We start from the raw sequence: 17,331 nt of genomic DNA on the forward strand, positions 1-17,331 counted from the left end.
TTTATTGCCTAAAGTATACAAGTATTCCTGCGAACACAACGAGAGAAAAGATTATTATGGTATCCCTAGTTGCCCATTCTAACTTGCGATACCTTGTTCTACCTTCTCCACCTTTGTATCCTCTAACTTCCATCGCTGTAGCCAAGTCTTCTGCACGCTTAAAGGCACTCACAAATAAAGGAATGAGAAGTGGAACAATGGCACGCATTCTTTCTTTCATATTGCCTGTTGTCATATCAGACCCTCTTGCCATTTGTGCTTTCATAATTTTATCCGTTTCATCCATTAAAGTCGGGATGAATCTTAACGAGATAGACATCATTAGCGCTAATTCATGCACAGGGAGCTTCCATTTCTTCAAAGGGCCTAATAGTGTCTCCAAGGCATCTGTAATTGAAATAGGGGTCGTAGTGAGCGTTAGAATAGACGTTAAAATAACAAGTACGAAAAATCGGATGGCAATAAATATCCCCTGTCTCAATCCCTCTTGATAAATCGTTATAAACTTCCAATGAAAAATAATGTCGCCTTCACGCGTAAATATTAAATGTAACAAAAAAGTAAAAATGATTAATATAACAACTGGCTTCAATCCGTTTATTAAAAAGTATAGTCTAATTTTGGACATACGAATTATTAAAAAAGTAAATACGAGTAAAATACCATATGTAATCCAGTTATTTGCAATAAAAACGATGGCAATAAATAAAAATACAAAAATCATTTTAGCTCGTGCATCTAGTCGATGAATAAATGAACCACCAGGAATATATCGACCAAATATCATTTTTTCAAGCATTACACTTCACGCTCCTTCTTAATAAGTTGCGCAAGTTCTTCTGCTAATGACTCCTCAGTTAAGCAAATAGTTGGAAAGTTTTTCCCTATCATTTGCTCCATTTTTTTTTGAAATTTAACACTTTGTGGTACCTCTAATCGATAATCCATGAGACGCTCTTCATTTCTAAAAACCGCTTGAGGTGTATCTTCTAAGACACATTTACCATTATGCATAATGGCAATACGATCGGCGTATCTCGCAGCATCTTCCATACTATGTGTTACTAAAACGGTTGTTAAACCCTTCTCTTTATGAAGTTTATAAAACAAATCCATTATTTCTTTTCGTCCTCTTGGGTCAAGACCAGCAGTAGGCTCATCTAACACTAACACTTCAGGATTCATCGCGAGCACTCCTGCTATAGCTACTCGTCTCATTTGTCCCCCTGATAAGTCAAAGGGTGACTTTTCCATTACTTCGTCAGGAAGGCCAAGCAGTGCTACTAATTCAATCGCACGATGTTTGGCCTCTTCTTCAGATACTCCAAAGTTCATAGGACCAAACATAATATCTTTCAAAACGGTTTCATCAAACAATTGATGCTCTGGAAACTGAAAAACAATTCCTACCTTTTGCCTTACTTTTCTTAGTTGCTTATTTTTCTTGTCAGCTCTTACTTCTACATCTCCAATTTGAATTGAACCTTCCGAAGGTTTTAATAAAGCATTTAAATGTTGTAAAATGGTCGATTTACCTGAACCGGTGTGCCCAATAATCGCTTGATAGCTACCTGATGGGATGTGTAAATCGACATCATATAAAGCCCGTTTTTCAAATGGAGTATTTTTAGCATAAGCATAACTTACTTGTTGAAGTGTGATGTCCATAAATCATTCACCAACTCTTCTTCTGACATATGATCCGCTACTAGTGATATTCCTTGTAAACGCAATAAACGGGATATATTCATCGCAAAAGGCAAATCTAAACCTAAGTCTACTAATTCTTGCCCTTTTTGAAATATCTCTTCCGGCGTACCTTCCGCATACTTTTCCCCATGATTCATCATAATTATTCGATCAGCTAGCAAGGCTTCTTCTAAATCATGTGTTATAGAAATAACCGTTAAATCCGTCTCCTCTTTAAGCTGACGAACAGTTGCAAGTACCTCTTCTCTTCCTTGGGGATCTAACATAGAGGTGGCTTCATCAAGTAATAAAATCTTCGGTTGTAACGCTATGGCTCCTGCAATTGCCACACGCTGTTTTTGCCCACCCGATAAATGATGAGGCTCGCTATTCATAAACTCGCTCATCTTCACTTTTACTAAAGAAGCTTCAACTCGTTCCACCATTTCCTCAAAGGGGATTCCGTTGTTTTCCAAGGCAAACGCTACATCATCTTGAACTGTGGCTCCTACAAACTGGTTGTCCGGGTTTTGAAACACCATTCCCATCTGAGAACGAGTTTCCCACAGATTATGTTCATTCAACTTTTCCCCAAAAATACGTACACTTCCCGTCTGAGGAAATAGAAGACCATTCATTAAACGCGCAAGTGTCGATTTGCCTGATCCATTGTGTCCAACAATCGCAACCCATTCACCTGCTTGAATAGAATAGCTAACGTTATTCACCGCTGGACGCACATTTTTGTCTTCTATTGCATATGTAAAAGTTACATCTTGTAAAGTAATAATTTTAGTGCTCATCCTTTACCTCCTCTAGCTCTTCTCTGCTTGGCTAAGCTCATGCTATTATTTTACGATAAAATAAAAAAGCGCGCACCTCATTTTGAGAAATGCGCTCTTCTATAACGATTTCATGGCTGGCTGCTCAAGACCAATCATGAAAATGAGGTGCGTAGAGCTAGACGAGTCGCTACTACTAAAAGTACGCTCATCATAACACTCAGCTTTTATATTGTCGTATAAATCTAATTAAATATGTTAGAAAAAAGAAGAGGGTGGTAGAAACACCAATGACCCTCTTCAACTTTAAATGTAAATCAAATTCATCTTGACGTATTTGCATGCAAACGCCTGTTGAATTGAATTAAACTAACTCAATTACTACAACTGGTGCTCCGTCTCCACGACGAGGTCCAACTTTCATAATACGAGTATAACCGCCTTGACGTTCTGCATAGCGTGGTGCTACATCATCAAACAATTTTTGTAATGCAAAGATTGTTGATTCATTACCTTCTTCATCAGTAGATGTTACTACTTCGCGACGAATGTAAGCAGCAGCTTGACGACGTGCATGTAAATCTCCACGTTTGCCTAAAGTGATCATTTTTTCAACAACAGAACGTAATTCTTTCGCACGTGCTTCAGTAGTTTGAATACGCTCATGAATGATTAGGTCAGTCGTTAAGTCACGTAACATCGCTTTACGTTGAGAACTTGTACGTCCAAGTTTTCTGTAACCCATGGATGTTTCCCTCCTTTGGTGAATAGTTCAAATCTAGCTATATCAAAATTTGCTTAGTCTTCTTTTCGTAATCCTAAGCCAAGCTCATCTAACTTTGCTCTAACTTCTTCTAGTGATTTACGTCCAAGGTTTCTTACTTTCATCATATCGTCTTCTGATTTGCTTGCAAGCTCAAGTACTGTATTAATACCCGCACGTTTTAAGCAATTATAAGAACGAACAGAAAGATCAAGTTCTTCGATAGTCATCTCTAATACTTTTTCTTTTTGGTCTTCTTCTTTTTCGACCATGATTTCAGCAGTTTGTGCCTCGTCTGTCATCCCTACAAAAATATTCAAGTGCTCCATTAGAATTTTCGCTCCAAGCGAAATCGCCTCTTTCGGACCGGTGCTGCCATCTGTCCACACATCAAGAGTTAATTTATCGTAGTTTGCTGACTGGCCAACACGAGTATTTTCCACTTGAAAATTAACGCGTGAAACTGGAGTATAAATAGAGTCGATCGGGATTACGCCGATAGGAAGATCCTCACGTTTGTTTTGAACAGCAGGAGTGTAGCCACGGCCCCGACCTGCGTACATACGCATACGGAAATGACCATTTTTGCCGATTGTAGCAATATAGAGTTCTGGATTTAAAATCTCAACGTCACTGTCATGTGTAATGTCAGCAGCTGTAACCGTTCCCTCGCCTTTTACATCAATCTCAATGACTTTTTCTTCATCAGAGTAGATTTTTAAAGCTAGCTTCTTCACATTCATAATAATAGATGCAACATCTTCCACAACGCCTTCAATAGTTGAAAACTCATGTAAAACGCCATCGATTTGAATAGAAGTAATTGCAGCTCCTGGTAAAGAAGACAGAAGGATACGACGTAAAGAATTACCCAAAGTATTTCCATAGCCACGTTCTAGCGGTTCTACAACAAACTTACCAAACTTGGTATTTTCGCTGATTTCTACACTTTCAATCTTTGGTTTTTCAATTTCGATCATTCCAATTTACCCTCCCTCAAAACATCGAATGTATAGGTTCTTTCCATCATGAATTCGATCGTTTAACTGATTGCTGTCTACACAACCTCAGTCTGTACAATAAATGATGTTCTCAAACAATTGAGTTTCACCTATTTATACGCGACGACGTTTTGGTGGACGGCAACCATTATGTGGTACTGGCGTTACATCTTTAATAGCTGTAACATCTAGACCTGCAGCTTGAAGTGCGCGGATAGCCGCTTCACGACCTGCACCAGGACCTTTAACTGTTACTTCTAATGTTTTTATGCCATGTTCCATGGAAGTTTTTGCAGCTGCTTCAGCAGCCATTTGTGCAGCGAATGGAGTAGATTTACGAGAACCTCTGAATCCAAGAGCTCCAGCACTTGACCAAGAAAGTGCATTACCTTGCATGTCCGTGATAGTCACAATTGTGTTGTTAAATGTTGAGCGGATGTGAGCAATACCGGATTCGATATTCTTTTTCACACGACGCTTACGTGTTTGTTGTTTACGTGCCATGTTAAGAAGAAACCTCCTTTACCGATTATTTTTTCTTGTTCGCAACTGTTTTACGAGGACCTTTACGAGTACGAGCGTTATTTTTCGTATTTTGTCCACGAACTGGTAAGCCGCGACGGTGACGGATACCTCGGAATGAACCGATTTCCATCAAACGTTTAATGTTAAGTGATACTTCACGACGAAGGTCACCTTCTACTTTGTATACACCGATTTGTTCACGAATTTTGTTTAACTCGTCTTCTGTAAGATCGCGAACGCGAGTTTCTTCAGAAATACCAGCTTCCGCCAATACTTTTTGTGCAGTAGTTTTACCAATTCCGAAAATGTATGTTAATGAAATAACAACGCGTTTATCGCGTGGAATGTCAACACCAGCAATACGTGCCATATGTGTCGTGCACCTCCTTCTAATTAGCCTTGTCTTTGTTTGTGTTTAGGATTTTCACAGATTACCATAACTTTACCGCGTCGGCGAATAACCTTACATTTTTCGCAGATCGGTTTCACAGATGGTCTCACTTTCATCTAACCTAACCTCCTTAGTAGTCCGGAGTGCAAAAGATTATTTAAAACGGTACGTAATACGACCGCGTGTTAAATCGTAAGGAGATAGTTCAATTGTGACTTTATCTCCAGGTAAAATGCGTATAAAATGCATACGAATTTTACCCGATACATGGGCAAGTATTGTATGACCGTTTTCTAATTCTACCTTAAACATCGCGTTTGGCAAAGTCTCAACAACTGTTCCTTCGACTTCAATTACATCATCTTTCGCCATCAACCCTGTCTCCCTTCTATATACAAATCAGGTTCTCATCAAAATTCAAACGTAATTTGCTGTTAGTATAGCCTCTAATGGAACGAAACTATCCGTTTCAAGCATATGTTTGGAAATCATGAGAGATGTTCGAAAGACACTCGTATGGTTTCGCTTTTAGCAATCCACGGAGTAGACTGACTGGTAGAAACCTGTCTCCCTCATGTCAACATATTCGTACGAAAGTGTTGGATGAGTTCCATAGTACCCGTTTGTTACATAGATGCTTCCACGAAACCCATTATACCCCTTCAGAATATGAAATGCACGTGGACTAGGGGGTCCGCGCTTTGATACATCCCTTTTCTTCCGTTTGTATACCGGGCGCAATATGCTTTTGCAGCTCTCGAAAAAAACATTTTCGTTCTTTGCATACTGCCCGGCAATTAGTCATCTGTGACAGGCACCGGGCTAGATGCGGTTGCCCTGTAACAGAGCATCAAGACCAGCAAAAACTTTTGAAATTTCTTGCTGTCCATCTATATTTGTTAAAACACCTTTGTTCTCATAAAAATCAAGCAAAGGTTGAGTTTGCTTCATATTTACTTCCAGACGGTTAATCACCGTTTCGGGATTATCATCCGCTCTTTGATAAAGTTCTCCACCATCTTTATCACATACCCCAGCTTTAGCAGGTGGGTTAAAGACTAAATGATAAGCAGTGCCACATTCTTTACAAATACGGCGACCAGTTAGACGTTTAATCAATTCATCTTGTATTACTTGAATGTTCAGCACATGCTCAATTGATTTTCCTAGATCCAAAAGTAAAGCATCTAGTGCTTCTGCTTGAGGAACTGTACGTGGAAAACCATCAAGTAAGAATCCTTTTTCACAATCTGGTTTACTTAATCTTTCACGGACAATACCGATCGTTACTTCATCAGGTACTAATGCACCTTGATCCATAAACGACTTTGCTTTTAAACCAAGTTCCGTGCCATCCTTTATTGCTGCGCGAAACATATCGCCTGTAGAAATATGAGGGATTGCGTACTTCTCAACAATTTTGTCTGCTTGAGTACCTTTACCGGCACCTGGCAGACCCATTAAAACGATATTCATACGAAAATGCCCCCTCAGGACTATTTTGTAGATTTTTAGGAACTATATTGTTCCTAAAAACCGACATTATTTCATAAAGCCTTTATAATGACGCTTAACTAATTGTGATTCTAGCTGTTTCATCGTTTCGAGTGCAACACCCACAACGATAAGTAAGCTTGTTCCGCCAATTTGTGCCGATTGTGGAAGACCCGCAAATTTGACAAACAATAATGGCATAATCGCTATAAGCGCTAGGAAAATTGAACCAACAAATGTTAAACGATATAATACGCTAGTCAAATAATTTTGTGTGTTAATTCCTGGACGAATCCCTGGAATATACGCACCTTGCTTTTTCAAATTGTCTGCCACGTTCTCTGGATTCACTTGAATGAATGCATAGAAGTAAGTAAACGCAATGATTAGAGCAATATAAAATGTCATACCAATTGGTTGTGTATAATTTAGTGCATTCGTAATAAAATCAGTTACCTTATTTTGACCAAAAAATAAAACGATAGATTGTGGTGCCATAAGGAACGCGGATGCAAAGATTACCGGGATTACTCCCGCAGCATTTACTTTTAAAGGCAAGTGTGTTTGTTGAGCTCCAGTTTGAGCAGTACCCGCAACACGTTTCGCATATTGAATAGGTATTTTACGCAACGCTTGTTGAACGTAAATTACACCAACAGTTACAGCAATAATTGCAGCTAAAAGTAAAACTAACACAATAATATTGATAAACAATGCATCCCCAGCGTCTTGAATCTGTGAAGCGTACATTTGGTTTACTGCATTTGGAATGGCAGCGGCAATACCGGCGAAGATAATAATAGAAATACCATTACCAACACCTTTTGACGTAATCTGCTCACCTAACCACATTAAAAATGCGGTTCCAGCAGTTAACACAACAGCGATCACAAAATATGTCATAACGCCTTCGTTTTTTATTAAAGAACCACTAAACATACGGTTAAACCCATATGACATTGCGATTGCTTGAATAAAAGCTAAGATAATTGTGAAGTAACGAGTGAACTGTGCTAGTTTCCGTCTTCCGACTTCGCCTTGTTTCGACCACTCTGTAAACTTAGGCACAACATCCATCTGTAACAACTGGACGATAATAGATGCAGTGATGTAAGGCATAATCCCCATTGCTAAAATGGAGAATTTCTTTAATGCCCCACCACCAAATGTATTTAAAAATCCAATCACACCTAAGTGATCTGCTTGTTTTAATACACTTGCATCGACATTCGGTACTGGTATGAATGTACCAATACGAAAGACAATCAACATCAATAAAGTAAAAATGATTTTATTTCGAATATCTCGCACACGCATAAAGTTAGAGATTGTCTGAAACATTAAACCACCTCAGTTTGTCCGCCAGCGTTCTCAATTGCCTCTTTAGCTGACGCAGAAAATTTGTGAGCTTTTACAGTTAACTTCTTGTCAAGAGTTCCATTACCTAGAATCTTAATACCAGACTTTTCACTACTCACAACACCTGTTTCGATTAATAGAGCAGGTGTTACTTCTGTGCCTTCTTCGAAACGATTTAATGTGTCAAGGTTTACAATTGCAAACTCTTTACGGTTAATGTTCGTAAATCCGCGTTTAGGTAAACGACGAAATAATGGGTTTTGTCCGCCTTCAAATCCTGGACGAACCCCACCGCCCGAACGAGCGTTTTGACCTTTATGACCTTTACCTGATGTTTTACCTGTACCAGAACCAATACCGCGTCCTATACGTTTGCGTGAAGAACGAGATCCTTCTGCTGGTTTTAACTCATGTAGTTTCATATGGTGGCACCTCCTTATTCTTAAATTAAACTTTAAATTTCTTTCAAAGTTACTAAGTGAGCTACTTTGCCAACCATCCCACGGATCGCAGCATTGTCTTGATGCTCAACTGATTGATGTAATTTACGTAATCCAAGAGCTTCTGCAGTTTTGCGTTGATTTGGTTTAGTACCAATCAAGCTTTTAATAAGGGTAATTTCTAATTTAGTTGCCATTGTAATTTCCCCCCTTATCCTAACAGTTCTTCTACTGATTTACCACGTAATTTAGCAACGTCCTCAGCACGTTTTAGTTGAGTTAAACCTTTAACTGTAGCACGAACCATGTTGATTGGTGTGTTAGATCCAAGTGATTTCGATAAGATATCAGTGATACCAGCTAATTCTAGTACCGCACGCACCGGTCCACCAGCAATAACTCCTGTACCAGGTGCTGCTGGTTTAACTAGAATAGAACCAGCGCCGAAGCGTCCAATAATTTGGTGAGGAGTAGTTCCGCCAACTCTTGGTACTTCGATCAAGTTTTTCTTCGCATCTTCAACAGCTTTACGGATTGCATCTGGAACCTCTTGTGCTTTACCAGTACCAAATCCTACATGTCCGTTTTTGTCACCGACAACTACTAATGCAGTAAAACGGAAACGACGTCCACCTTTTACAACTTTAGCAACACGGTTAATCGTAACTACGCGTTCTTCAAGTTCAAGTTTGTTTGGGTCAATACCACGCATGAAATATGTCCCTCCTTCTTCTTAAAATTCTAAGCCGTTTTCACGTGCGGCTTCAGCTAATGCTTTAACACGTCCATGATATAAGTAACCGCCACGGTCAAATACAATAGATTTGATGTTTTTCTCAACAGCGCGTTTTGCGATTGTTTCACCAATTGATTTTGCAGCTTCAACATTTCCAACTGTTCCACCAAAGTCTTTATCCATTGTAGACGCACTAACGATTGTTAGACCTTTAGAGTCATCGATAAGTTGTGCGTAAATATGTTTATTAGAACGGAATACATTTAAACGAGGACGTTCAGTAGTACCCGTGATTTTTGTACGAACACGTGCATGACGTTTTTTACGAACTTGATTTTTGTCTTGTTTCGTAATCACAGTGGTCACTCCTTTCTAATGCGAGATGCATTATTTACCTGTTTTACCTTCTTTGCGGCGTACAACTTCGCCTTCATAACGAATACCTTTACCTTTGTATGGCTCTGGTGGACGAACTTGACGAATGTTAGATGCTAATGCACCAACGCGTTCTTTGTTAATACCGCGAACGATAATTTTTGTATTCGAAGGAACTTCGACTTCAATTCCGTCTTCAGGAGTGAACTCAACTGGATGTGAGTACCCTACATTAAGTACAAGTTTAGTACCTTGTAGTTGTGCACGGTAACCTACCCCAACTAGTTCAAGTCCACGTTCAAATCCTTGAGAAACACCAGTGATCATGTTTGCTAATAAAGCACGTGTTGTTCCGTGAATTGTGCGGTGGTCTTTTGACTCTGAAGGACGTACTAAAGTAATTATAGTACCTTCTTGCTCAATTTTAATATCTTGGTTAAAAGATCTTGTTAATTCACCTTTTGGTCCTTTAACAACTACTGTATTATCTTCATTGATAGCTACAGTAACGTTTGCAGGAACCTCAATTGGTTTTTTACCTACTCGAGACATTTTGTTGCACCTCCATTCGTTTGTTGATTATTACCAAACGTAAGCTACGATTTCTCCGCCAACTTGTTTAGCGCGAGCTTCTTTATCTGTTAATAAACCATTTGAAGTAGAAACTAAAGCAATTCCTAAACCATTTAATACTCTAGGTACTTCGTTTGTTTTAGCGTAAACGCGTAGACCAGGTTTTGAAATACGTTTCAAACCAGTAATAACGCGTTCGTCGTTTTGACCATATTTTAAGAAGATGCGGATGATTCCTTGTTTGCTATCTTCTACATATTCAACATCACGTACGAAACCTTCGCGTTTTAAAATTTCAGCGATTTCCTTTTTCAAGTTTGAAGCAGGAACTTCTAATTTCTCGTGACGAACCATGTTAGCATTACGAATGCGTGTAAGCATATCTGCAATTGGATCTGACATTGTCATTACATTTACCTCCTTCCCAGTTTAGGGGATTACCAGCTTGCTTTTTTAATGCCAGGAATTTGTCCCTTGTATGCAAGTTCACGGAAACAAATACGGCAAAGCTTAAATTTACGATATACAGAGTGCGGACGTCCACAGCGCTCACAGCGTGTGTATTGTTGCACTTGGAACTTTGGCGTACGTTGTTGTTTAACGATCATTGATTTTTTAGCCACGTTTTCGCCTCCCTTATTTTACTTTTGGAATGGCATACCGAATTGTGTTAATAACTCACGAGCTTCTTCGTCAGAGTTCGCAGTTGTTACAATTACGATGTCCATACCGCGTACTTTAGAAACTTTATCATAATCGATTTCAGGGAAGATTAATTGCTCTTTTATTCCAAGCGTGTAGTTACCACGACCGTCAAATGCTTTTTTAGAAACACCGCGGAAGTCACGTACACGTGGAAGAGAAATAGCGATTAATTTATCCAAAAAGTCATACATACGTTCACCACGTAGTGTAACCTTTGCACCGATTGGCATTCCTTCACGAAGACGGAAACCAGCGATCGATTTTTTAGCTTTCGTAACTACAGGTTTTTGACCAGCGATAATTTGTAACTCTTCAACAGCAGCGTCAAGTGCTTTTGTATTTGATACAGCATCACCCACACCCATATTGATAACGATTTTATCAACTTTAGGTACTTGCATTACTGATTTATATTCAAACTTGCTCATTAGAGCAGGAGAAACTTCCTTAAGAAATTTTTCTTTTAGGCGGTTCATGTGTGTACCTCCCTTCTTTTTACTTATTTAATAATTTCACCAGTTTTTTTCGCAACACGAACTTTTTTGCCATCTTCTACTTTAGAACCTACGCGAGTCGGCTCGCCAGTTTTTGGGTCGATTAACATAACGTTCGAAACGTGAATTGCAGCCTCTTGACTTACAATTCCGCCTTGCTGATTAGCTTGGTTTGGTTTCGTATGTTTTTTGACGATGTTTACACCTTCAACTAACACACGATCTTTCTTAGGAAAAGAAGAAAGGATAACACCTGTTTTACCTTTACCTTTACCTGAGATTACCTTAACTTTGTCGCCTTTTTTAACATGCATTCTGTCGCACCTCCTTGATTGGCACTTTCATGTAAATTAAAGAACTTCTGGAGCTAGAGAAACGATTTTCATAAAGTTGCTATCGCGTAATTCACGAGCAACTGGTCCAAAAATACGAGTTCCACGCGGTCCTTTATCGTCTTTGATGATAACGCATGCATTCTCATCAAATTTGATATAAGTTCCATCTTTGCGGCGCACGCCGCTTTTTGTGCGAACGATTACAGCTTTAACGACGTCACCCTTCTTGACAACGCCACCTGGTGTTGCTTTCTTAACTGTACATACGACGATATCACCGATATTAGCAGTTTTACGACCAGTACCACCAAGTACTTTTATTGTTAAAACTTCACGTGCACCTGAGTTGTCAGCAACTTTCATACGAGTTTCTTGTTGGATCACTTAGGTAACCTCCCTTCGGAATTATTGAGTTCCGAATTTATTATTAGATAATAACCGCTTTTTCTACAACTTCTAATAAACGAAAACGTTTTGTAGCTGACAGCGGACGAGTTTCCATGATGCGAACGATATCGCCGATTTGGGCTTCGTTTTGTTCATCATGTGCTTTAAATTTCTTAGAATATTTAACACGTTTACCGTATAATTTATGTTTCTTATGAGTTTCAACTAAAACAGTAATTGTTTTTTCCATTTTGTCAGAAACTACACGGCCAGTGTATACTTTGCGTTGATTACGCTCAGTCATGCCCGAAAACCTCCTTTATCAGTTGTTTGCACTGATTTCTCTTTCGCGTACCACAGTTTTCATACGTGCAATCGCTTTACGTACTTCACGAATGCGAGCTGTGTTTTCTAATTGACCAGTCGCCAATTGGAAGCGAAGGTTGAAAAGCTCTTCTTTCAGTGATTTTACCTTTAGTTCGATTTCTGCAGTAGTAAGTTCACGGATGTCATTAGCTTTCATTAGATTCACCACCAATTTCTTGACGTTTAACTACTTTACATTTAATAGGAAGCTTATGTGATGCTAAACGTAACGCTTCACGAGCAACTTCTTCAGAAACTCCAGCAATTTCAAACATAATTTTCCCAGGTTTTACTACAGCTACCCAACCTTCAGGAGCCCCTTTACCTGAACCCATACGAACCTCAAGAGGCTTTTTCGTGTAAGGTTTATGTGGAAATATCTTAATCCATACTTTACCGCCACGTTTCATGTAGCGTGTCATTGCAATACGAGAAGCCTCGATTTGACGACTTGTAATCCAGCTAGCTTCAGTTGCTTGTAAACCAAATTCACCGAATGCTATTTCTTTCCCGCCTTTTGCTTCACCACGCATTTTTCCACGGTGTTCACGACGGTATTTAACGCGTTTAGGCATTAACATATTATTTGCCTCCTTCCTCAGAGTTCTTCTTCACTGGAAGGACTTCACCACGATAGATCCATACTTTAACGCCTAGCTTACCATAAGTTGTGTCAGCTTCAGCATGTGCATAATCAATGTCAGCACGTAATGTATGAAGTGGTACAGTACCTTCACTATAGTGTTCAGCACGCGCGATGTCAGCGCCGCCAAGACGTCCAGATACTTGAGTTTTAATACCTTTAGCGCCCGAACGCATTGTACGTTGAATTGCTTGTTTTTGAGCACGACGGAAAGATACGCGGCCTTCTAATTGACGTGCGATACTTTCAGCTACTAATTTAGCATCTAAGTCTGCTCTTTTAATTTCTACGATGTTGATGTGTACACGCTTGCCAGTAATATCGTTCAAGTGTTTACGAAGTGCTTCGACTTCAGTACCACCTTTACCAATTACCATACCTGGTTTTGCAGTGTGAATTGTAATGTTTACACGTTTTGCTGCACGTTCAATTTCTACTGTAGAAACTGAAGCATCTTTTAAACGAGTTTCAATGTGCTTACGAATTTTTAAGTCTTCGTGAAGTAGAGTTGCATAGTCTTTACCTGCGTACCATTTTGACTCCCAGTCACGAATAATACCAATTCGTAATCCTATTGGATGTACTTTTTGACCCACGGATTATCCCTCCTTCTTCTCAGATACCACTACTGTAATGTGGCTAGTACGTTTGTTTATAGCACTTGCACGCCCCATTGCACGTGGACGGAATCGTTTTAATGTTGGACCTTCGTCAACAAAGACTTCAGAAACAACAAGATTGTTAATATCTAAATCATAATTGTGCTCAGCGTTTGCAACAGCAGATTTTAGTACTTTCTCAACAACAGGCGATGCTGCTTTTGGAGTTAGTTGTAAAATTGCAATTGCTTCACCGATTTGCTTACCTCTGATTAAATCTACGACTAATCTTACTTTACGAGGAGCAATGCGCACTGTTTTAGCAATAGCTTTTGCTTGTGACATTTGAATGACCTCCTCTCAAATTAGCGTCTTGTTTTCTTATCATCTGCACCATGACTTTTATAAGCGCGTGTTGGTGCAAACTCGCCTAGTTTATGACCTACCATATCTTCAGTCACGTATACAGGAACATGTTTGCGTCCGTCATATACCGCGATAGTTAATCCGATAAAAGTAGGGAAAATAGTAGAACGGCGAGACCAAGTCTTAATCACTTGTTTTTTCTCAGAGTCCTTTTGAGCATCGACCTTTTTCAATAAATGATCGTCTGCAAAAGGTCCTTTTTTCAAGCTACGACCCATGCTGGAACCTCCCTCCGTGATTGCACCACGGTTCGTTCTTTGAACCGTAGTAAAACCACTTTATTTTTTACGACGACGAATGATAAGTTTGTCGGATTTGTTTTTCTTGCTACGAGTTTTGTAACCAAGAGTTGGTTTACCCCATGGTGACATAGGTGACTTACGACCGATTGGCGTACGTCCTTCACCACCACCGTGTGGGTGATCGTTAGGGTTCATTACAGATCCACGTACAGTTGGGCGTTTACCTAACCAACGATTACGACCAGCTTTACCAATGTTCACAAGTTCATGTTGTTCGTTTCCAACTTCACCGATAGTAGCACGGCATACAGAAAGGATTAAGCGAACTTCACCAGATTGTAAACGTACGATTACGTATTTACCTTCTTTACCAAGTAATTGAGCAGATGTTCCAGCAGAACGAACTAACTGACCGCCTTTACCAGGTTTCATTTCGATATTATGGATAGTAGTACCCATTGGGATGTTTTGTAATGGAAGTGCGTTTCCTACTTTAATATCAGCTTCTGGACCTGACAAGATTGTCATACCAACTTCTAAGCCTTTAGGAGCTAGGATGTAACGTTTTTCCCCATCCACGTAATTAATTAATGCGATATTCGCAGTGCGGTTTGGATCATATTCAATAGTAGCAACACGTCCTGGTATACCATCTTTATTTCGTTTGAAATCAATGATACGGTATTGACGTTTGTGTCCACCACCATGATGACGAACAGTAATTTTACCTTGATTGTTACGGCCGCCTTTACGTTTCACAGGAGCAAGTAATGATTTCTCAGGCTTGTCAGTTGTGATTTCAGCGTAATCTAATGAAGTCATATTACGACGTCCGTTTGTCGTTGGTTTATACTTTCTAATCGCCATTTTATTCCCTCCTTCTTGAGTATTAATTCCTTCTAATAAGGATTAGATCTCGAATAATTCGATTTCTTTACTTTCAGTAGTTAGTGTAACAATCGCTTTGCGGCGTTTGTTTGTATATCCACCAAACTTACCTACGCGTTTGTATTTACCTTTGTAGTTCATGATGTTCACTTTCTCAACATTAACTCCAAAGATTTCTTCAACAGCGTATTTAACTTGTGTTTTGTTAGCGCGAGTGTCCACATCAAATGTGTACTTTTTATCTGCCATAACTTCAGAAGAACGCTCGGTAATGACCGGACGTTTAATAATATCACGTGCTTCCATTAACCAAGCACCTCCTCTACTTTTTCTACTGCAGCTTTAGTCATCACTAATTTGTCGTGACCAACTAAATCTAATACGTTAATGCCTGTTGCAGACACAACTGTGATTCCAGGGATGTTACGAGCAGCTAGTGCTACGTTTTCATCTAAATCAGCAGTTACGAATAATGCTTTTTTATTGATTGAAAGTCCAGATAGCACTTTCACAAATTCTTTTGTTTTTGGTGCATCAAATGCTAACCCTTCAAGTACTACGATGCTTTCTTCATGAACTTTAGATGAAAGAGCTGAAAGAAGAGCTAAACGACGTACTTTCTTAGGTAATTTATAGCTGTAACTACGTGGAGTCGGACCAAATACAATACCACCACCACGCCATTGTGGAGAGCGAATTGAACCTTGACGAGCACGACCAGTTCCTTTTTGTTTCCAAGGCTTACGGCCACCACCAGCTACTTCAGAACGGTTTTTCACTTTGTGATTACCTTGACGAAGTGATGCGCGTTGAGCAATGATAGCTTCAAATAAAACAGATTCGTTTGGCTCGATACCGAAAACTTTGTCGTTTAACTCGATTTCGCCAACAGAAGCTCCTGTTTGATTGAATAAAGATACTTTTGCCATTCCTGTTTCCTCCTTTCTCAGAGATTATTTCGATTTAATAGCAGCTTTCACAACTACTAATGATTTACGAGAACCAGGAACATTACCTTTAATAAGTAGCAAGTTACGTTCAGCATCCACTCTTACGATTTGTAAGTTTTGGATAGTAACTACATGTCCACCCATTTGACCAGGTAATTTCTTTTGTTTAAATACACGGTTCGGAGCAACTGGCCCCATTGAACCTGGACGACGGTGATAGCGAGATCCATGGGCCATTGGTCCACGAGATTGTCCATGACGTTTAATAACACCTTGGAAACCTTTACCTTTAGTAACACCCGTTACATCGATTACATCGCCTTCTGCGAAACTTTCAACGTTGACTTCTTGACCAACCTCGTAATTAGCTGTATCCAAACCGCGGAATTCGCGGATGAAGCGCTTAGGAGCAGTGCTTGCTTTAGCTACATGCCCTTTAGCTGGTTTGTTAGAAAGCTTTTCACGCTTATCTTCAAAACCTAACTGAATTGCTTCGTAACCGTCTGTTTCAACTGTTTTCTTTTGAAGTACTACGTTTGGAGAAGCTTCAACTACAGTTACAGGGATTAAGTCACCGTTCTCAGCAAATACTTGCGTCATACCGATTTTTCTACCTAAGATTCCTTTGGTCATCTGTCACACCTCCTATAATAATTTGTTGTTTTTTATGTTTACCATTAAAGTTTGATTTCAATATCAACGCCAGATGGTAAATCAAGCTTCATTAACGCATCAACAGTTTGTGGTGTTGGGTTAACGATATCGATAAGACGTTTATGCGTACGCATTTCGAATTGCTCACGAGAATCTTTATACTTATGAACAGCACGAAGAATCGTATAAACAGATCTTTCAGTCGGAAGTGGAATCGGACCCGATACACTTGCACCTGAACGTTTAGCAGTTTCGACAATTTTCTCAGCAGATTGATCAAGGATTCTATGATCATACGCTTTCAAACGAATACGAATTTTTTGTTTTGCCATTACTTTCCCTCCTTTTCGCCTATTTTCTAGACATTCTCCACGAAAATTTTCCGTACACTCGCCATGGCAAAGCGGCCGGGTGTGTCGGTAACCTCTCGCTTCATCGCAGTCAAAGACCAACATTCAACATTATATACAATAAAAAAAGATTTCGCAAGCCTTTTTGCGAAATTCTTTTTAAA

At 39.5% G+C, this 17,331-nt stretch carries 32 protein-coding genes; all 32 read right to left on the reverse strand.

Annotation, left to right across the window (positions count from 1 at the left end; translation table 11 throughout):
- Position 1: 1 nt before the first annotated feature.
- The 32 genes from ACEPXG_RS18230 to rpsJ all read right to left on the reverse strand — a co-directional run bounded on the left by ACEPXG_RS18230 (position 2) and on the right by rpsJ (position 17,149).
- Positions 2 to 799: an energy-coupling factor transporter transmembrane component T family protein gene (locus tag ACEPXG_RS18230; RefSeq protein WP_391205596.1), complete on the reverse strand. Its 798-nt coding sequence runs from the start codon at positions 797 to 799 to the stop codon at positions 2 to 4.
- Entirely contained in the window at positions 799 to 1,668 is an 870-nt protein-coding gene (locus ACEPXG_RS18235) for an energy-coupling factor ABC transporter ATP-binding protein (protein ID WP_391205599.1), read from the reverse strand. Before ACEPXG_RS18235 ends, ACEPXG_RS18230 begins: the two co-directional genes overlap by 1 nt.
- Positions 1,644 to 2,492: an energy-coupling factor ABC transporter ATP-binding protein gene (locus ACEPXG_RS18240; RefSeq protein ID WP_391205602.1), complete on the reverse strand. Its 849-nt coding sequence runs from the start codon at positions 2,490 to 2,492 to the stop codon at positions 1,644 to 1,646. The genes ACEPXG_RS18235 and ACEPXG_RS18240 overlap by 25 nt, the downstream gene beginning before the upstream one ends.
- Before the next feature lie 343 nt (positions 2,493 to 2,835).
- Positions 2,836 to 3,216 carry a 50S ribosomal protein L17 gene (gene rplQ, locus ACEPXG_RS18245; RefSeq protein WP_151701713.1) on the reverse strand — a complete coding sequence of 127 codons (381 nt, stop codon included), beginning with the start codon at positions 3,214 to 3,216 and terminating at the stop codon, positions 2,836 to 2,838.
- Positions 3,217 to 3,269: 53 nt separating this feature from the next.
- A complete protein-coding gene (locus ACEPXG_RS18250) occupies positions 3,270 to 4,214 on the reverse strand; it encodes a DNA-directed RNA polymerase subunit alpha (protein ID WP_151701714.1) in 945 nt (314 codons plus the stop codon).
- Between the two features lie 135 nt (positions 4,215 to 4,349).
- A complete protein-coding gene (gene rpsK / locus ACEPXG_RS18255; protein ID WP_151701715.1) occupies positions 4,350 to 4,739 on the reverse strand; it encodes a 30S ribosomal protein S11 in 390 nt (129 codons plus the stop codon).
- A gap of 25 nt (positions 4,740 to 4,764) precedes the next feature.
- Complete coding sequence (rpsM, locus tag ACEPXG_RS18260) at positions 4,765 to 5,130, reverse strand: 30S ribosomal protein S13 (RefSeq protein ID WP_151701716.1); 366 nt, start codon at positions 5,128 to 5,130, stop codon at positions 4,765 to 4,767.
- A gap of 23 nt (positions 5,131 to 5,153) precedes the next feature.
- Positions 5,154 to 5,267: a 50S ribosomal protein L36 gene (gene rpmJ / locus ACEPXG_RS18265; RefSeq protein WP_003247619.1), complete on the reverse strand. Its 114-nt coding sequence runs from the start codon at positions 5,265 to 5,267 to the stop codon at positions 5,154 to 5,156.
- Positions 5,268 to 5,304: 37 nt separating this feature from the next.
- On the reverse strand, positions 5,305 to 5,523 hold the full coding sequence (gene infA / locus ACEPXG_RS18270; RefSeq protein ID WP_016429904.1) for a translation initiation factor IF-1: 219 nt from the start codon (positions 5,521 to 5,523) through the stop codon (positions 5,305 to 5,307).
- A gap of 450 nt (positions 5,524 to 5,973) precedes the next feature.
- Positions 5,974 to 6,627 (reverse strand): adenylate kinase, encoded by a 654-nt coding sequence (locus ACEPXG_RS18275; protein WP_391205607.1) that lies wholly within the window; start codon positions 6,625 to 6,627, stop codon positions 5,974 to 5,976.
- A 66-nt stretch (positions 6,628 to 6,693) separates the two neighbouring features.
- Complete coding sequence (gene secY, locus ACEPXG_RS18280; RefSeq protein ID WP_151701718.1) at positions 6,694 to 7,986, reverse strand: preprotein translocase subunit SecY; 1,293 nt, start codon at positions 7,984 to 7,986, stop codon at positions 6,694 to 6,696.
- A complete protein-coding gene (gene rplO, locus ACEPXG_RS18285) occupies positions 7,986 to 8,426 on the reverse strand; it encodes a 50S ribosomal protein L15 (protein WP_391118437.1) in 441 nt (146 codons plus the stop codon). Before rplO ends, secY begins: the two co-directional genes overlap by 1 nt.
- A 32-nt stretch (positions 8,427 to 8,458) precedes the next feature.
- Positions 8,459 to 8,641: a 50S ribosomal protein L30 gene (rpmD, locus tag ACEPXG_RS18290; protein WP_151701720.1), complete on the reverse strand. Its 183-nt coding sequence runs from the start codon at positions 8,639 to 8,641 to the stop codon at positions 8,459 to 8,461.
- Positions 8,642 to 8,655: 14 nt separating this feature from the next.
- Positions 8,656 to 9,156 carry a 30S ribosomal protein S5 gene (rpsE, locus tag ACEPXG_RS18295; RefSeq protein WP_391118439.1) on the reverse strand — a complete coding sequence of 167 codons (501 nt, stop codon included), beginning with the start codon at positions 9,154 to 9,156 and terminating at the stop codon, positions 8,656 to 8,658.
- A gap of 21 nt (positions 9,157 to 9,177) precedes the next feature.
- Complete coding sequence (gene rplR, locus ACEPXG_RS18300; RefSeq protein ID WP_151701722.1) at positions 9,178 to 9,537, reverse strand: 50S ribosomal protein L18; 360 nt, start codon at positions 9,535 to 9,537, stop codon at positions 9,178 to 9,180.
- A gap of 30 nt (positions 9,538 to 9,567) precedes the next feature.
- Positions 9,568 to 10,107, reverse strand: coding sequence for a 50S ribosomal protein L6 (gene rplF / locus ACEPXG_RS18305; RefSeq protein ID WP_391205611.1), 540 nt, complete (start codon positions 10,105 to 10,107; stop codon positions 9,568 to 9,570).
- A gap of 30 nt (positions 10,108 to 10,137) precedes the next feature.
- Complete coding sequence (rpsH, locus tag ACEPXG_RS18310; protein WP_151701724.1) at positions 10,138 to 10,536, reverse strand: 30S ribosomal protein S8; 399 nt, start codon at positions 10,534 to 10,536, stop codon at positions 10,138 to 10,140.
- Between the two features lie 29 nt (positions 10,537 to 10,565).
- Positions 10,566 to 10,751, reverse strand: a complete 186-nt coding sequence (locus ACEPXG_RS18315) for a type Z 30S ribosomal protein S14 (protein WP_391205613.1) — start codon at positions 10,749 to 10,751, stop codon at positions 10,566 to 10,568.
- An 18-nt stretch (positions 10,752 to 10,769) separates the two neighbouring features.
- Positions 10,770 to 11,309: a 50S ribosomal protein L5 gene (rplE, locus tag ACEPXG_RS18320; RefSeq protein ID WP_391205616.1), complete on the reverse strand. Its 540-nt coding sequence runs from the start codon at positions 11,307 to 11,309 to the stop codon at positions 10,770 to 10,772.
- A gap of 23 nt (positions 11,310 to 11,332) precedes the next feature.
- The gene (gene rplX / locus ACEPXG_RS18325) at positions 11,333 to 11,641 is read right to left on the reverse strand and encodes a 50S ribosomal protein L24 (RefSeq protein WP_391205619.1); all 309 of its coding nucleotides are present in this window, start codon (positions 11,639 to 11,641) and stop codon (positions 11,333 to 11,335) included.
- Between the two features lie 36 nt (positions 11,642 to 11,677).
- Entirely contained in the window at positions 11,678 to 12,046 is a 369-nt protein-coding gene (rplN, locus tag ACEPXG_RS18330; protein ID WP_053591327.1) for a 50S ribosomal protein L14, read from the reverse strand.
- 43 nt (positions 12,047 to 12,089) lie between these two features.
- Entirely contained in the window at positions 12,090 to 12,353 is a 264-nt protein-coding gene (rpsQ, locus tag ACEPXG_RS18335; protein WP_144540989.1) for a 30S ribosomal protein S17, read from the reverse strand.
- Between the two features lie 18 nt (positions 12,354 to 12,371).
- Entirely contained in the window at positions 12,372 to 12,572 is a 201-nt protein-coding gene (gene rpmC / locus ACEPXG_RS18340; RefSeq protein WP_391205622.1) for a 50S ribosomal protein L29, read from the reverse strand.
- Positions 12,562 to 12,996, reverse strand: a complete 435-nt coding sequence (gene rplP / locus ACEPXG_RS18345) for a 50S ribosomal protein L16 (RefSeq protein ID WP_151701729.1) — start codon at positions 12,994 to 12,996, stop codon at positions 12,562 to 12,564. Before rplP ends, rpmC begins: the two co-directional genes overlap by 11 nt.
- Before the next feature lies 1 nt (position 12,997).
- Positions 12,998 to 13,654, reverse strand: a complete 657-nt coding sequence (gene rpsC / locus ACEPXG_RS18350; RefSeq protein WP_151701730.1) for a 30S ribosomal protein S3 — start codon at positions 13,652 to 13,654, stop codon at positions 12,998 to 13,000.
- Positions 13,655 to 13,657: 3 nt separating this feature from the next.
- Positions 13,658 to 14,002: a 50S ribosomal protein L22 gene (gene rplV / locus ACEPXG_RS18355; RefSeq protein WP_151701731.1), complete on the reverse strand. Its 345-nt coding sequence runs from the start codon at positions 14,000 to 14,002 to the stop codon at positions 13,658 to 13,660.
- A gap of 20 nt (positions 14,003 to 14,022) precedes the next feature.
- Entirely contained in the window at positions 14,023 to 14,301 is a 279-nt protein-coding gene (gene rpsS / locus ACEPXG_RS18360) for a 30S ribosomal protein S19 (RefSeq protein ID WP_090567829.1), read from the reverse strand.
- Between the two features lie 60 nt (positions 14,302 to 14,361).
- The gene (gene rplB, locus ACEPXG_RS18365) at positions 14,362 to 15,192 is read right to left on the reverse strand and encodes a 50S ribosomal protein L2 (RefSeq protein ID WP_151701732.1); all 831 of its coding nucleotides are present in this window, start codon (positions 15,190 to 15,192) and stop codon (positions 14,362 to 14,364) included.
- A gap of 42 nt (positions 15,193 to 15,234) precedes the next feature.
- Positions 15,235 to 15,519, reverse strand: coding sequence for a 50S ribosomal protein L23 (gene rplW, locus ACEPXG_RS18370; protein WP_391205625.1), 285 nt, complete (start codon positions 15,517 to 15,519; stop codon positions 15,235 to 15,237).
- Complete coding sequence (rplD, locus tag ACEPXG_RS18375; protein ID WP_391205628.1) at positions 15,519 to 16,142, reverse strand: 50S ribosomal protein L4; 624 nt, start codon at positions 16,140 to 16,142, stop codon at positions 15,519 to 15,521. The genes rplW and rplD overlap by 1 nt, the downstream gene beginning before the upstream one ends.
- Before the next feature lie 24 nt (positions 16,143 to 16,166).
- Complete coding sequence (gene rplC / locus ACEPXG_RS18380) at positions 16,167 to 16,796, reverse strand: 50S ribosomal protein L3 (protein WP_391118453.1); 630 nt, start codon at positions 16,794 to 16,796, stop codon at positions 16,167 to 16,169.
- A gap of 44 nt (positions 16,797 to 16,840) precedes the next feature.
- Positions 16,841 to 17,149 carry a 30S ribosomal protein S10 gene (gene rpsJ, locus ACEPXG_RS18385; RefSeq protein ID WP_042478628.1) on the reverse strand — a complete coding sequence of 103 codons (309 nt, stop codon included), beginning with the start codon at positions 17,147 to 17,149 and terminating at the stop codon, positions 16,841 to 16,843.
- Between the last annotated feature and the right edge of the window lie 182 nt (positions 17,150 to 17,331).

Origin of the sequence: Psychrobacillus sp. L4, assembly GCF_042944905.1 — a bacterium.
Classification (GTDB): domain Bacteria; phylum Bacillota; class Bacilli; order Bacillales_A; family Planococcaceae; genus Psychrobacillus.